General features: G+C 54.4%; 11 protein-coding genes. 3 read left to right on the forward strand and 8 right to left on the reverse strand.

What is annotated here, in order from left to right:
- Nucleotides 1-244: 244 nt before the first annotated feature.
- The 4 genes from ACMZ66_RS01050 to ACMZ66_RS01065 form a co-directional block, all read right to left on the reverse strand.
- Entirely contained in the window at nt 245-724 is a 480-nt protein-coding gene (locus ACMZ66_RS01050; RefSeq protein WP_416933593.1) for a hypothetical protein, read from the reverse strand.
- A 138-nt stretch (nt 725-862) separates the two neighbouring features.
- The gene (gene mdoH / locus ACMZ66_RS01055) at nt 863-2,980 is read right to left on the reverse strand and encodes a glucans biosynthesis glucosyltransferase MdoH (RefSeq protein WP_416933595.1); all 2,118 of its coding nucleotides are present in this window, start codon (nt 2,978-2,980) and stop codon (nt 863-865) included.
- A gap of 63 nt (nt 2,981-3,043) precedes the next feature.
- Nucleotides 3,044-4,825 carry a glucan biosynthesis protein gene (locus ACMZ66_RS01060; protein WP_416933597.1) on the reverse strand — a complete coding sequence of 594 codons (1,782 nt, stop codon included), beginning with the start codon at nt 4,823-4,825 and terminating at the stop codon, nt 3,044-3,046.
- Between the two features lie 253 nt (nt 4,826-5,078).
- Nucleotides 5,079-5,966, reverse strand: coding sequence for a cupin domain-containing protein (locus tag ACMZ66_RS01065; protein ID WP_416933599.1), 888 nt, complete (start codon nt 5,964-5,966; stop codon nt 5,079-5,081).
- Between the two features lie 119 nt (nt 5,967-6,085).
- Between ACMZ66_RS01065 and ACMZ66_RS01070 the strand changes: the two genes are divergently transcribed.
- Complete coding sequence (locus ACMZ66_RS01070) at nt 6,086-6,625, forward strand: YHS domain-containing (seleno)protein (protein WP_416933601.1); 540 nt, start codon at nt 6,086-6,088, stop codon at nt 6,623-6,625.
- Between the two features lie 146 nt (nt 6,626-6,771).
- On the opposite strand, the gene ACMZ66_RS01075 is transcribed toward ACMZ66_RS01070, so the two are convergent.
- Genes ACMZ66_RS01075 through ACMZ66_RS01090 form a run of 4 tightly spaced genes read right to left on the reverse strand, consistent with a single transcriptional unit; the run spans nt 6,772 to nt 11,424 of the window.
- On the reverse strand, nt 6,772-8,370 hold the full coding sequence (locus ACMZ66_RS01075; protein WP_416933603.1) for a gamma-glutamyltransferase family protein: 1,599 nt from the start codon (nt 8,368-8,370) through the stop codon (nt 6,772-6,774).
- A 22-nt stretch (nt 8,371-8,392) separates the two neighbouring features.
- A complete protein-coding gene (locus ACMZ66_RS01080) occupies nt 8,393-9,916 on the reverse strand; it encodes a tripartite tricarboxylate transporter permease (RefSeq protein ID WP_416933605.1) in 1,524 nt (507 codons plus the stop codon).
- Nucleotides 9,917-9,931: 15 nt separating this feature from the next.
- A complete protein-coding gene (locus tag ACMZ66_RS01085) occupies nt 9,932-10,483 on the reverse strand; it encodes a tripartite tricarboxylate transporter TctB family protein (RefSeq protein WP_416933607.1) in 552 nt (183 codons plus the stop codon).
- Entirely contained in the window at nt 10,480-11,424 is a 945-nt protein-coding gene (locus tag ACMZ66_RS01090; protein WP_416933609.1) for a tripartite tricarboxylate transporter substrate binding protein, read from the reverse strand. The genes ACMZ66_RS01085 and ACMZ66_RS01090 overlap by 4 nt, the downstream gene beginning before the upstream one ends.
- A 235-nt stretch (nt 11,425-11,659) precedes the next feature.
- Between ACMZ66_RS01090 and ACMZ66_RS01095 the strand changes: the two genes are divergently transcribed.
- Both ACMZ66_RS01095 and ACMZ66_RS01100 read left to right on the forward strand, forming a co-directional pair.
- Nucleotides 11,660-12,493: a sulfite exporter TauE/SafE family protein gene (locus ACMZ66_RS01095; RefSeq protein ID WP_416933611.1), complete on the forward strand. Its 834-nt coding sequence runs from the start codon at nt 11,660-11,662 to the stop codon at nt 12,491-12,493.
- Between the two features lie 123 nt (nt 12,494-12,616).
- Nucleotides 12,617-13,288, forward strand: coding sequence for a FadR/GntR family transcriptional regulator (locus tag ACMZ66_RS01100; protein WP_416933613.1), 672 nt, complete (start codon nt 12,617-12,619; stop codon nt 13,286-13,288).
- Nucleotides 13,289-13,352 lie beyond the last annotated feature (64 nt).

The raw sequence follows: 13,352 nt of genomic DNA on the forward strand, positions 1-13,352 counted from the left end.
GTGTGCTTCGGCGTCTCGTAGGGGCCTGATGACCTGACGTGGAATGATCTACTAGGGAAATTGGGCTCTCTCGCCCGCTGAACTAAACCCGCCCTTTGTGGCGGGTTCTTTTTTGGCCGGACGCAACGATGGCATCCGTACATAAAGGCACCGCCAACCGGTTCTTTGGCGGTGCCCCTTCGCAATAACGCTAGGACGTTGAGGGTTAAGATGAAAAAGCGTGACGCGAAGGTATTATCCGGGATCAGGAAGCCCGGCGTTCCAGTGACTGACGCGGCATTTCGCAGACAACAAGGCTTGGCGTTGGCAACATCATCTGTACCGAAAGTGCCATGGCCAGATCGCGGTTATCACGATCCGCATCAAGGAAATGTTCCGACCAGATGCCATCACGGTTGGCCGACAGGAACGCACAGCGCAGCATCGAAAACGATGGCGATCCGTGGGTTTCATGCTGACCATTGACCGATGCCAGCCAATTTGCAATCGCATCATGGGCGGCCTGATCAAGGATGTCTTGCATATTGGCGCGATCATTCGCCGCAATGCTGTCCTGTGCCAGCGCATCGCGCAGGGCATTAATCATGCGCTGCGTCCCAATTGGGTTCTTTACACCAAATGACCGAAGCCAGGCGCGCGCCGTATCTTCGATCAGGCGCGTCATCGCGGCCAACTCAAATGCGGCGTAGGAAAAACCCTGTGTTGCGACGGTCATATCAGTCATGTGTTTGGCCCTCCGGGGCGGTAACAATCAGCGGTGATTAACGTGTCGTTAAGAAACAAGATCACCGAAAAAACGCGGGATAATTTGCTCGAAATCTGGGCGTTTTTGTGGCGCCGAAGATCGATTTAAAACAATATCTTACGGCGACTCGGTCGGGTTTTCAGACGCATTGACATCACGGCCCGCCATGATCTGATCAAGCGGCTTGACCGGCCATGACAGGATCAGAAGTTTTTCATCACGCGTCAGGCTTTCAATCCCCAACCGGGCAAGCTTTTCATAAATGATGCCGATCTCGATCGTCGTGCGGGTATCGGGCTTGCGCACCGGTAGTAACGCCGAATGCAGCGCATTGGCATATGGATCTTCGATCAGGCGCATCAGCCCGTCTTTGACATCCGCATCGCCACTTTCTGCATTGATACGCGCCAGGGAACGCAGCTCATCTGGGCTGTCATATTCTTCGGGTGTCACAAACAGCTTCCATCTGCGCGCAGCCTGACCAATGGCAAGGCTGCTTGAATAATGGGTCAGCCAGGGCGACAGAACCAGACCTGCTAAAATCGGTGACAGCCACCAGAAGAAGGCCTGATCAACAAAGATCGCAATCGCCCCCCAAATCAGGCCGATGACAATGATCGTCCGATGGGTTTTAAGTGCTGACTTGAACGGAACCCCGGCATCGTCACGTTCCTGCGCATCCCAGCCAACCTGGTTGCCAGTCAGAACCGAAAACACGAATTGGGAATGCAGCATCATCATGATCGGCGCTTGAAGGGCGGAATAAAGCGTCTCCAATACGCCACTCGCCAACACCATGACGCCGCCATACTTTTTGCGATCCCGTCCCAAACAGACCATCAGGATCGAGATGATCTTGGGCAGAACCAGCATGCCAATGGTAAAGACCAGCAACACCAGCATCTCAAACGACCGGTCAACCGGCCATTGCGGGAACATGGTGAAATGGCCCGGGAAGAAGCTATAGGTCAGCTGGGTGTTCTGAAGTGTCGCGATGGTCGAGCTCAGCAACAGCAAAAGCCACAGCGGCGATGACACAAAGCTCATCACGCCCATAAAGAAATGCAAGCGGCTCAGTGGCTTGAAACCATGTGCAACCATCAAACGCGCATGCTGCATATTGCCCTGACACCAGCGACGATCCCGGATGGCAAAATCAATCAGGTTGGGCGGAAGTTCTTCCCAGCTGCCTTCAAGCTGCGGGATCAACCAGCACCGCCAACCGGCCTTGCGCATAAAGGCTGCCTCCACGAAATCATGGCTCAGGATATGACCACCCATCGGCGGCTTGCCCGACAAAACCGGCAGACCACAGCATTCAATGAACGCCTTGGTGCGAATGATCGCGTTATGGCCCCAATAGTTCGAACTACCCATGCACCAGAATGACAGGCCAGCCGACATGGTCGGGCCATGCACGCGTGAAATGAACTGCAAGATACGGGCAAACAGTGTCTGACGACCGGTCGGCTGCGGCGGGCTTTGGATAATCCCGGCATCCGGGTTGTTCTCCATCAGATAGGCCATATTGACCATGGCCTCACCCGACATGACGCTATCGGCATCAAAGACGATCATGTGATCGTAATTGGCTGCATAGGTCTCGCAGAATTCCTTGAGGTTGCCGGATTTGCGTTCAGTATTTTCCGTGCGACGGCGGAAGAAAATCTTGCCGCGCGCATTTAGATCCGCGCATGCCTTCGCCCATGCCATTTCCTCGGCAATCCAGATATCGGGATCGCGGGTGTCCGACAGAACAAAGAAGCTGAATGCATCAATCTCGCCGGTTTTCTCAAGGCTTTCGTAACTTGCGCGGAGCCCTGCGAAAACGCGGTTGGGATCTTCGTTATAAACCGGGATGACGACAACGTTCTTGGATCGTAACGATCCTTTGCGCACAATGGGTTTAAGGCGCTTAAGCGTAATCGCATCAAGCTTAAGCCCACGCAAAACGAGGCCAACAATCCCGGTAAAGAAGGACAGAGAAATCCAGGCAAAGTTGATGGTAAAGAACGCAACCACCACCATTTCCATAATGGTCAGCTGATCCGCCCCCAAAACATCAGCCATCAACCAAGCCGCATAGGCCGTTGCCGCAATCGATGCGCCAAACAGGAAAAACCGCCGCTTGCCAACACCAGGCCCGCGTAATTTCACGGTCGGATCACAGCCAAGATCATCCGTCGCATTTACGGGTGCGGATGATGGCAGTTTATCGGTGTTGGCGTCAGTCATCTAACTCATCTGGCATTACCTGAAATTGGCAGAGAAGGCGAAGTAAACGGCTAGGAAGTTGGCTTAGAAGACCCACGGCATTGTCCAGGTCTCGCTTAAGACCTGATCGCCATACAGCAGGAACACACGAAGATTGCTTGCAGCTTCATCAGTGGTATCGAGCAGATCAAACATCACACGAACACCGCCATTTTCCGGGTCATTCATGATGCGAATGTTTTTGATCTCTCCCTCTGATGCGCTGATATCGGCGCGCATCTTGGCGATGTTGCGTTTGAAGTAATCAAGCTCCCCACCGGCAAAATTCAGAACAAAGCGCGTGGTTGCCTGATCTTCATCACCTTGGGCCGCCATACGCATGATCCGTGTATCGCTTGCCTGCGCCATCGGATGCAGACCGGTACCATCACGGGTCGCCGTCACGCTGTAATCAACCTGAAGCTCGCTACCTGCCGTTGGTTTGGTCTCGGGCACCCAATAGGCAACGATATTGTCGTTTAATTCATTCGGGCTTGGAATTTCGACCAGTTCGACATGACCCTTGCCCCAATCGCCTTTCGGCTTCACCCAGTAGCCCGGCTGCTGGTCAAACCGGCGATCCAGATCCTGATAATGATCGAAATTGCGGTCACGCTGCAAAAGACCAAAACCACGCGGGTTTTCATCCAAGAACGAGCTCATCTGCAGATGTATCGGGTTATCAAGCGGTCGCCACAGCCATTCACCACGGCCGTTATTGATCAAAAGGCCATCCGTCGAATGTACTTCGCCGCGATAATCGTTAAATGTCCGGCGGCGCTGTTCACCAAACAGGAACATGCCATTCAGTGGTGCCAGTCCGATCTTTTCCACACCATCGCGGAAGAACAATTTCGCACTGATATCCGCACGGCTACGCTGACCCGGCGTAATGTCAAAACGATAGGCACCGGTTAGGCGCGCGCTATCAAGTAGCGCATAAATCCGGATCGTCTGATCACCCTTTTTCGGCTCAACGATCCAGAATTCCTTGAATACCGGGATTTCTTCGCCGGTCGGGCCGGCAAGATCAACCGCAAGACCACGCGCCATCTGACCGATGGATTGGCCCTGCCCCTGCAAACGGAAATAGGACGCGCCAAGAAAACGTGTCAGCTCATCATTGCTTTGCACATCGCTCAATGGATAGCGCAGGCGGAACCCGGCATAGCCCTGGGTCGAGAAATCATTGGCTGAAAGCCCTGTCTTGCCGAAGTCAAACAGCCCGGCCGAAAACGGGATGACCTGAATTTCACCGTCGCGCACCAGATTGATCGCAACCGGCACGTCATACATGCTGCCCGGATGGAACAGATCCAGCGAGAAGCCGGTATTTTCCGGATTAAAGAACGCGCGCTGCGATTTGAAGCGGATCTGCTCATACTGATCCGCTGTCAAATTGGCCAAGGCATCGGGCAGATCGCGATGGGGATTTTCAAACGGGTTTTTGGCAAGCTTGCGCGCACGCTCCGTCACCATTTCCGGATCAAATGCGACCGGCACAGAAACAACCGGCTTTGCGGCTTCGTCCCCATCCTGACCTGCAGCCGGACTTACCGGCGCAGCGTCATTTTCAATCGGACCTGCAACTTCTTCTGCTGCCCCCGACGTCTCATCGGCAGTTTCAACTGTCGTGGTATCGGTCGTCACTTCGTTGGAAGAAATGCTGCCCTCAACGCGTTGTGCCTCAACAGGGACGTTTTCAGGTGCGGCTTCCTGCGCACGCAAAGTCTGCGGAGTTCCAAGCAAAATGGTTCCGGTTACCAAGGCAACCAGAACGCCATGCATAAGGGCCAGCGTCGGGCGCTGTTGAAAATTTTGCGTCATGCCTGTGTACGCTACCAACCGTTGGATTTTTCAGAGGCTTAACCTCAGTTCTTCAATGTGCTTGTGCACAAAGAACAGGGCAGGAATGTGTCGCCATCAGGGAAAGAATCCGCAAAACCTGAACGGGATATCTGCCAAGAATGAATGCTCTATACCCGGATATGCAATTGACGAAGCGGCATTTTTGCATGGGCTATCACACTGAAATGCAGACATTCCCGGCTTGACGAAAGCCAAAATATGGCGGCGATTTTCAGATATTGAATGCGTCGGAATCTGCGCTGGAATCGCCTTGTAACTGGCGTGGTGTGACGTTGTGTTTAAGCTGAATGGCGCGCGCAAGGGCCGTTGTACTGCGATACCCCACCGATCCGGCCACCGATTGAAGGTTCTGGCCCGCACGCAGCATCTCAAACGCCTGATCAAGGCGGATCGATTGTACATATTCGCCGGGCGATGATCCCATTAAATCGCGAAACAATGCCGCAAAGCTTGCGCGCGACATCCCGGCAATCTCGGCCTGACTTTCGACCGACCAATTGCGCCCCGGATCACGATGAAGTTCCCCCACAACCCGGGCAATTCTTGGATCGCGCAAGGCCGCAAGAATTCCCGACGTGACCAAGCCCTCTGCCTGACAATGGCGCAACACCATCAGCAACAGCAAATCCATCAAAAGATTTACCGCGGTCTTCCCACCGGGTTGCGTTTCCGCGGCCTCAAGGAAAAGCTGCGATGTAATTGCCTCAAGCCCAGGAATGTCATCAAAGGCAAGTGCCAGGCAATCAGGCACACCAAGTTTGGCCGGACTTGGTCCGGGATTAGGGAATTCCATATGCGCACATACAAGGCTTGATCCGGTTTCGGGTGTCTCAAGCACATGGGGTGTTGGTTTGCCGAGCAAAATCACACCGGGCCGATCAAGCACCACATGGGGTTTGCCATTCATCAAAACCCGGACCGATCCACTTTGCAGGACATGCAGCATACCTTGCTGATCGGTGGCTACGTCGCCGCGCCCGACATGGTCGCTATTGCCACATAGAACACCGGAAAAGAACACATCCCCGCGTGGGTGATGCGCGCCAAAGATATCGGACAGGACATCTCTTTCAGACGAATTGCGTGCTTCTTTGGACAACAAGTCAACTTCCCGTCGATAGGGTGAACTCAGCAATCAAGACAGCTTCTTGATGACCCAGTTTAACGATCATCTGCCAGTAACAAGCTGGTGATCAGCCCCATAAAGGAGGTTTCCAAATGTCCGTTTCGTCCAAATCCTTGCGCGTTCTTGGCCTTGCTGCCGCCCTTGGTGTTGTCGCCATTGGCGGGACCATCGCCCTTTCAACCCAGGCCCAGGCCGCCCAGGAAATCAATATCGTCGATGGCTTTGCACTCAATGGCTATGACCCGGTTGCCTATTTCACCCTTGGCGCACCAACACCGGGGAGCTCGCAATATGTTGCTGAGCATGACGGTGCAAAATACCGCTTCGCCAGTGCCGAAAGCCGCGATCTGTTTAATCAGAACCCGGATAAATACGCCCCGCAATATGGTGGTTTTTGTGCCTTTGGTGCGGCGATGGGCCGTAAATTCGGTGCCGATCCGCTCGCATGGCGCATCGTTGATGACAAGCTGTATCTCAACCTGAACAAGGAAATTCAGGAACGCTGGGTACAGAACATTCCGGGCTTCATCCGGGGTGCTGATCATAACTGGGACATCATCGAGACGATCGAAGACGCCAAACTGGCCGACGAGACCATGGCGCCCAAGGGCCTGACCATCGGCGCGCAGTAGTCCTCTCGCACGCTAATCCCGTGTGACGTTTCCGGGTTTGTCCTGTCGCCTCCCTGTTGCCCGGATAAAAAATGGCCGGTCCATCTGCTGGACCGGCCATTTCGTTTCAGATGACTGCGATGCCGATCTGAAATTATCAGGTGGGCTTAATAGCCAACCGCACAACCGTCCTTGCGCGGGTCCGATCCGGCAACATACCCGGCATCGGTCTTGGCAATCAGCTGCGCGCCACCGAAACCAAAATTGGTGCTATCGGGTGTTTCCACCTTGATCGCATGACCTTTGGCCTTCAGCGCATCAATCACATCCGCACCCAAGGATGCCTCAACCGCAACCTCAAGCCCCGCCAGAGCCTGCCAACGCGGTGCATCAACAGCCGTTTGCGGGTCCTGCCCCCAAAGCTGGGTACGGAGCGTCATTTGCAAATGACCCTGTGCCTGCATCGGCCCCCCCATGACGCCAAAGCTCATGATCGGGTTTCCGGTATCGCTCATCAGGAAGGCCGGAATGATGGTCTGGAACGGGCGCTTGCCACCCTTAACCAAGTTCGGATGACCGTCTTTCAGGCTAAAGCCGTGACCGCGGTTCTGCAGGCTGATCGACGTACCTGGAACCACCACGCCTGATCCAAAGCCCATATAGTTCGACTGAATGAACGACACCATCATGCCGTTTTCATCGGCCGCCGTGACATAAACCGTGCCACCATGTTTCGGCGCACCGGCATTAAAATCCTGCGCCTTGTTGGCATCGATCAATGCCGCACGGGATTTCAGATAATCATCAGACAGCAAATGCTCGACTGTGACATCGGTCATGTAATCAAGATCGGCGACATAGGCCCGCATATCGGCAAAGGCCAGTTTCATCGCTTCGATCTCAAGATGAAGCGCTTCGACCGAGTCGGGTTCATAATCGGTAATATTGGTATGACGCAGAATACCAAGCGCGATCAGCGCCGAAATGCCCTGTCCGTTTGGCGGGATTTCATGCAGCTTCACCTTGCCAAAGCTTTGCGAAATGGTGCCAACCCAATCGGCCTTGTGATTTGCCAGATCTTCTTCGGAAAGTGCCGCGCCATGTTCCTTGGCAAAGGCTGCGATCTTGGCTGCCAGTTTCCCGCGATAGAAGCTTTCACCCTTGGTTTCGGCAATCTCGATCAGGCTGTCGGCGGCAGCCTTGTTGATAAAGAGCTCACCAGCTTTGGGGGCTTTGCCACCAGGCAGGAACGCCTCGGCAAAGCCCGGCTGTTTGGCCAGAAGATCACCACCCTTTTCCCAAAGGGTCGCGATGATCGGGGAAACCGCAAAACCACGCGATGCATATTCGATCGCCGGTTCAAACAGTTTTTCAAACGGCAGCTTGCCAAATTTGGTCGAGATTTCCTGCCAGGCAGAAACCGCACCCGGTGTCGTTACCGATTCCCAACCGCGCTGGGGCATCTTGTCTGATCCGGCAAAGCGTTCCGGGTTCCAAGCTGCTGGCGCACGGCCCGAAGCATTCAGACCATGCAATTCCTTGCCATCCCAGATGATCGCATAGGCGTCTGAGCCAAGACCGTTACCGGTCGGCTCCACCACGGTCAGTGCAATCGCCGATGCCAATGCCGCATCAGCCGCATTGCCGCCAGCCAGCAGCATGCGCAGACCTGCTTGGGCTGCCAATGGCTGGGATGTGGAAACCATATTGCGCGCCAGCACCGGGGACCGGCGTGAGGCATAAAGCGCGTCATGACGAAGTTTCATAGAAGTCTCCTCGGACGACGGCTTAATCGCCGTCTTGTTCATCGGTGGCAGGGCGGTCTTTTTTGCGCATCTTCAGAACCGATCGAACACTGAAGATAACAGACAGAACAGCAGCTGCGAGCAACACAGCAGAAATCGGGCGGGTAAAGAACACCGTCCAGTCGCCGTCACTCATCAGCGCACGGCGCAAGTTGGTTTCGGCAATCGGCCCAAGGATCACACCAAGGACGAGCGGTGCCAGCGGATAATCAAGCGATTTCAGGCCATACCCCACCAAACCAATCGCACCGAGCAAGTAAAGATCCGTTACGCGGTTGTTGAGTGCAAAGGCCCCGATCACGCAGCAAATCATCACGGTCGGGACAATGAACTGCTTGGGAATGTCGGTCACACGCAAGAACAGGCGCATCGAGAGGACACAAACCACCAGCATCATCAGCGACGCGACAATCATGGCGACAAACATGCCATAGGCCAGATCGGCATTATCCATGATCAAACGCGGACCAACCGAAATACCATGCACCATAAGGGCTGCCATCAGGATCGCATCAACCGCCGATCCCGGAATGCCAAGTGCAATCATCGGGATCAAACCACCACCTGCTGTGGCAGAGTTGCCGGCTTCAGATGCAATCACCCCATCCGGATTGCCCTTGCCAAATTCCTCCGGGGTTTTGGAGCTACGCTTGGCCTGATCATAAGCCAGAAGGTTGGCAATCGATCCACCTGCACCGGGCAATGCGCCGATGAAGACGCCAATCAATGATGAACGCACCAGATTGACCGGATGCATCAGAACTTCGCGCATCACAGCCCAGGTTTTGAATTCGATCACATCGGGGATCAGCGCGCCCTTGCTGTCCTTTTTGCCATGGTCCTCGACCTCGCCCATCAATTGACTGATGGCAAAAATACCAATCAGAACAATCAGGAACGGCAGACCCGGCATCAGGATATCGGACTCAAAGGTCAAACGCGGGCGGCCCATCATCGGGTCCGGCCCAATCGTCGCAAGACCCAAGCCAATCACACCGGCAATCAGTCCCCGCATCAATGAATTGCCCACAAGGCTTGCGACAATCGTCAGCGCAAATACGATCAACGAGAAATATTCCCACGGACCAAGTTTCACTGCGATCAGTGCCAGCGGCGGGGCCGCAACAATCAGGATGATGGTGGAAATTACCGTGCCAAAAAATGATGACCAGACACCAAGTGAAAGCGCACGTCCGGGCTCCCCGCCACGCGCCATTGGAAAGGCATCAAAGGTAGTGGCAACCGAACTGGGCGTCCCGGGAATCCCCAGAAGTGCTGCACTGATCAAACCACCGGTATAACCGCCGACATAAACCGACAACATCACCGAAACCCCCTGAAGCGGGTCCATGGTAAAGGTCAGTGGCAATGTCAGGATGATCGCCATGGTCACGGTAAAGCCGGGAATAGCGGCTGCGACGATCCCGGCGATGGAACCGATCAGCATGTAAATCAGGGTATCGAATGCGAAAACCTGATGGGCACCGGCAAGAAATGCGTCCAACATGATCGTAAACTTCTGTTAGCCCGCGAACAGAACGCCGCGCGGGAGAAACACGTTAAAGACTTCGGCAAACAGCAGATTCAAGCCAACCGAGAAAATCAGGGCGGCGATCACGGACTGAATGAGGGTCTTTTTCGAAATGCCTGCGATCATCAGCTGGGTGATCAGCAGAAAGATAAAGGTCGCCAGCGAAAAGCCTGCAATCGGCAAAACGCCAAGATAAACAACCAGCAAGCCAAACAGGGCAAAGGAAATCCGGCGCACCTTAATCCAGCCACAAAGCGCGCTCATCAAACCATCAAGCTGACCGGCCTTGCGGATATCAATCACGGCACGGATTGCGGAAATCAGGCAAAGCCCCGCCAAAACGGCAAAGACCAGCTGCGGGAAGGATCCTGCACCAAGCGGCTCCCAACGTGATGTTGGCAATTCACCTGCGCGCAGCGACAGATAAGCCGATCCCAGCCCAAAAACGATATATGAAATCAGCCGTGCGAATTCGGTTGTTGCACGCGAAGCAGCGGATGCTGATGCACCCGCTGCTGCTGATTTCGCCGACCCGTTCGTCATCCTGCGAGCTTGCCAACCAGACGGTTAACAGTGTCAGACAGTTTGCCGAGATAGGCTTTGTATTCTTCCTGGCCCAGGAACATTGCTTCTGAACCAACATTCTTGATCTTGGTGCGAACATCTTCGTTCTGCATGACCTTTTCCAGATGTGCTTCAAGCGCATCTGCAATTTCCTGCGGGGTGTCTTTTGGCAGAACAACACCACGGGTCACAGCCAGATCAAGATCATGGCCAAGTTCGCCAAAGGTACGAACATCCGGCTCATCAGCAGTACGTTCCGGCATGCCAACAGCGGCAAAGATCAGATCGCCATTTTCAACAAACTGACCAGCCGAGGATACATCACCGATGGCAACGTCAATGTTACCACCCACCAGCGCACGGATACGCTGACCGGTACCTTCATAGCCAACATAAGAAAACTGAATGTCGAACGCGTCTTCGATCATCGCCATGTGAAGATGCGGAACACCTGCAAGGGTCACACCGGCGCGAACCGCACCCGGATGTTCCTTGGCATAGGCAACCATTTCTTCAAAGGTCGAGAAATTGTCGTTCTTTGAAAACGTCAGATATTGCGGCGATGAGGTCACCAGCGCGATCGGCATGAAGCTGTCCCAGTTCAGGTCGGTAATGCCCGTCCCGTTGGAAATCAGAAGACCTTCGTGGATCTGCGAAATGGTGTAGCCGTCTGCCGGACGCTTGGCGAATTCTGCCAGACCAACATTGCCGCCAACGCCAGGCATGTTGATGACCGGAACAGCCTTGCCGGTCTCTTCTGCCAGACCCTGAGCAACAAGACGCATCAGCGTATCACTACCGCCACCCGGTCCCCACGGGACGATGAATTCGATCGGTTTTTCCGGATAGTCCTGCGCCTGGGCGGGGCCGGCAATCGCTGCGGCCATCAAACCGGCGGCAACGGCAATCTTGCGGAACATGTCAGTGCCTCCTGATAAATTTACTGGATCAATGGAAACCAATTTAATTTTGGTACACTCATTTTGTCGACACATTGTTGTCATCCGAATATTGTATCCGCAACCCCAAAAACGCATTTATACGTAATTTTCGCTAAATTTCGCGATTTCATGCGCAAAACCATTGCCAAACGTATAGCGCTGGCGTTACCAGTAATCAGATACAATCGTAAAAATTGGTTTGGATTGGTTTGAAATGATTGAAATCGAAGGCACCATGAGCCTTTATCTGGTGTGGGGCGCTGCGATGCTGTTTGCTGGCGTCGTTGGCGGCATTATGGCCGGCCTGCTTGGTGTGGGTGGCGGGATCGTGATTGTCCCGGTGCTCTATCACTTTCTGACCACCATGGGGGTCGATGAAAGCTTGCGCATGCAGGTTGCTGTTGCCACCTCGCTGACCACAATCATTGCCACCGCGATCTCATCAACGCGCAGCCATTATAAGAAGGGCTCGGTCGATATCGCCCTTCTCAAACATTGGGGTCCGGCGATTGTCGTTGGCGTTATCATTGGTACCGCGATTGGCGGTTTGGCCGATGGTCGCGTTCTGACCATCGTCTTTGCCGTGGTGGCCATTCTGGTTGCCGCCAACATGATTTTGGTAAAGGACCGCGAAACGGACGAGGCGAAAAACCCGCCGAAATCTGTCTGGGCGGTGCTTGGTGTGATTGCCGGAAGCCTGTCTGCAATGATGGGGATTGGCGGGGGAACCATTTGTGTCCCGGTTCTGAATTTCCTGGGCTATGACATCCGCCGCGCGGTTGGAACGGCTGCGGCCATCGGCCTGATAATCGCTCTGCCCGGAACGATCGGCTATGCCATGTCGGGCGTTGGTGTTGATGGACGCCCGCCATTTTCAATTGGTTATGTGAACGTTCTGGCTGCTGCCCTTTTGATCCCGATGACGGTTCTGTGCGCACCAATTGGCGCACGGATTGCCCACACGATCCCGCGCCGCGCGCTTCGCATGTGTTTTGGCCTGTTTCTGGCCGTGACATCTTTGCGGATGTTCTATGATCTGATTAACTGATATCAGAGATTGGGTTTGACCCATTTGATCTTCGAGCCGAACCATTCCACTGGGAGAGAGCACCAAGTAACAAGGTGCGGATTGGTTCGGTTACAGGGAACGCCATAAAAAAGAAAAATGACCATGCTTGATCCTGCGACCCAAGGGCTGGCTGAAAAGCTCAAAGCCGGTTTTGCCCGGGGTGAATTTGTCAAAGACGGGCGCGTGATTGCCGAACGCACCCTTGCCGAACAGCTTGATGTTGGCCGCCGCGCATTGCGCAAGGCGCTTGATCTTCTTGAAACGGACGGACTGATCTGGCGCCGCCAGGGCCAGGGCACCTTTGTCGGCACGCCGCCAACACCTCGCATGCGCAAGCTTGAAGGCATTGCTACCAAAACAAGCCCGTTTGAAATCATGGAAGTCCGCCAGGAAATCGAACCATCAATGGCCCGCTTTGCCGCCCTTCGCGCATCGCAAAGCGACATCGATGCCATGCGCACCATGGTCGAAAACGCAGCCCTTGCCTCGACACAGGGCGAATATGAAAAATGGGACGCGGCCTTTCACCAGAAACTGGCCAAATCGGTCAAAAACACCCTGTTTCTGGCTGTGTTTGAGGCCGTCAATGCAGTTCGTCGTGATGCTGCCTGGGCCCGCATGCGCGAAAGCAGCCATTCGGGCAGCCTGATCAATGATCTTAGTGCGCAGCACCGTGACATCGTTGATGCCATCGAACAGCGCGATCCCAAACGCGCCGAAGACGCCATGCGCCGCCATCTGGCGCAGGTTGAACAGGCGCTTAAACAAAGCTGATCAAACCGCAAAAGCAAAACGGGCCAACATATCGTCTGGCCTATTTTTTTTTGTGCTTCGCCTG

Origin of the sequence: Thalassospira sp. (genome assembly GCF_048059015.1) — a bacterium.
Classification (GTDB): domain Bacteria; phylum Pseudomonadota; class Alphaproteobacteria; order Rhodospirillales; family Thalassospiraceae; genus Thalassospira.

Bases quoted from the DNA above. Each gene is read 5' to 3' on its own strand.
- mdoH (WP_416933595.1), bottom strand. From the start codon at position 2,980: ATGACTGACGCCAACACCGATAAACTGCCATCATCCGCACCCGTAAAT.
- ACMZ66_RS01090 (WP_416933609.1), bottom strand. From the start codon at position 11,424: ATGTTCCGCAAGATTGCCGTTGCCGCCGGTTTGATGGCCGCAGCGATT.
- ACMZ66_RS01080 (WP_416933605.1), bottom strand. From the start codon at position 9,916: ATGTTGGACGCATTTCTTGCCGGTGCCCATCAGGTTTTCGCATTCGAT.
- ACMZ66_RS01070 (WP_416933601.1), top strand. From the start codon at position 6,086: ATGTCCGTTTCGTCCAAATCCTTGCGCGTTCTTGGCCTTGCTGCCGCC.
- ACMZ66_RS01085 (WP_416933607.1), bottom strand. From the start codon at position 10,483: ATGACGAACGGGTCGGCGAAATCAGCAGCAGCGGGTGCATCAGCATCC.
- ACMZ66_RS01095 (WP_416933611.1), top strand. From the start codon at position 11,660: ATGATTGAAATCGAAGGCACCATGAGCCTTTATCTGGTGTGGGGCGCT.
- ACMZ66_RS01050 (WP_416933593.1), bottom strand. From the start codon at position 724: ATGACTGATATGACCGTCGCAACACAGGGTTTTTCCTACGCCGCATTT.
- ACMZ66_RS01100 (WP_416933613.1), top strand. From the start codon at position 12,617: ATGCTTGATCCTGCGACCCAAGGGCTGGCTGAAAAGCTCAAAGCCGGT.
- ACMZ66_RS01075 (WP_416933603.1), bottom strand. From the start codon at position 8,370: ATGAAACTTCGTCATGACGCGCTTTATGCCTCACGCCGGTCCCCGGTG.
- ACMZ66_RS01060 (WP_416933597.1), bottom strand. From the start codon at position 4,825: ATGACGCAAAATTTTCAACAGCGCCCGACGCTGGCCCTTATGCATGGC.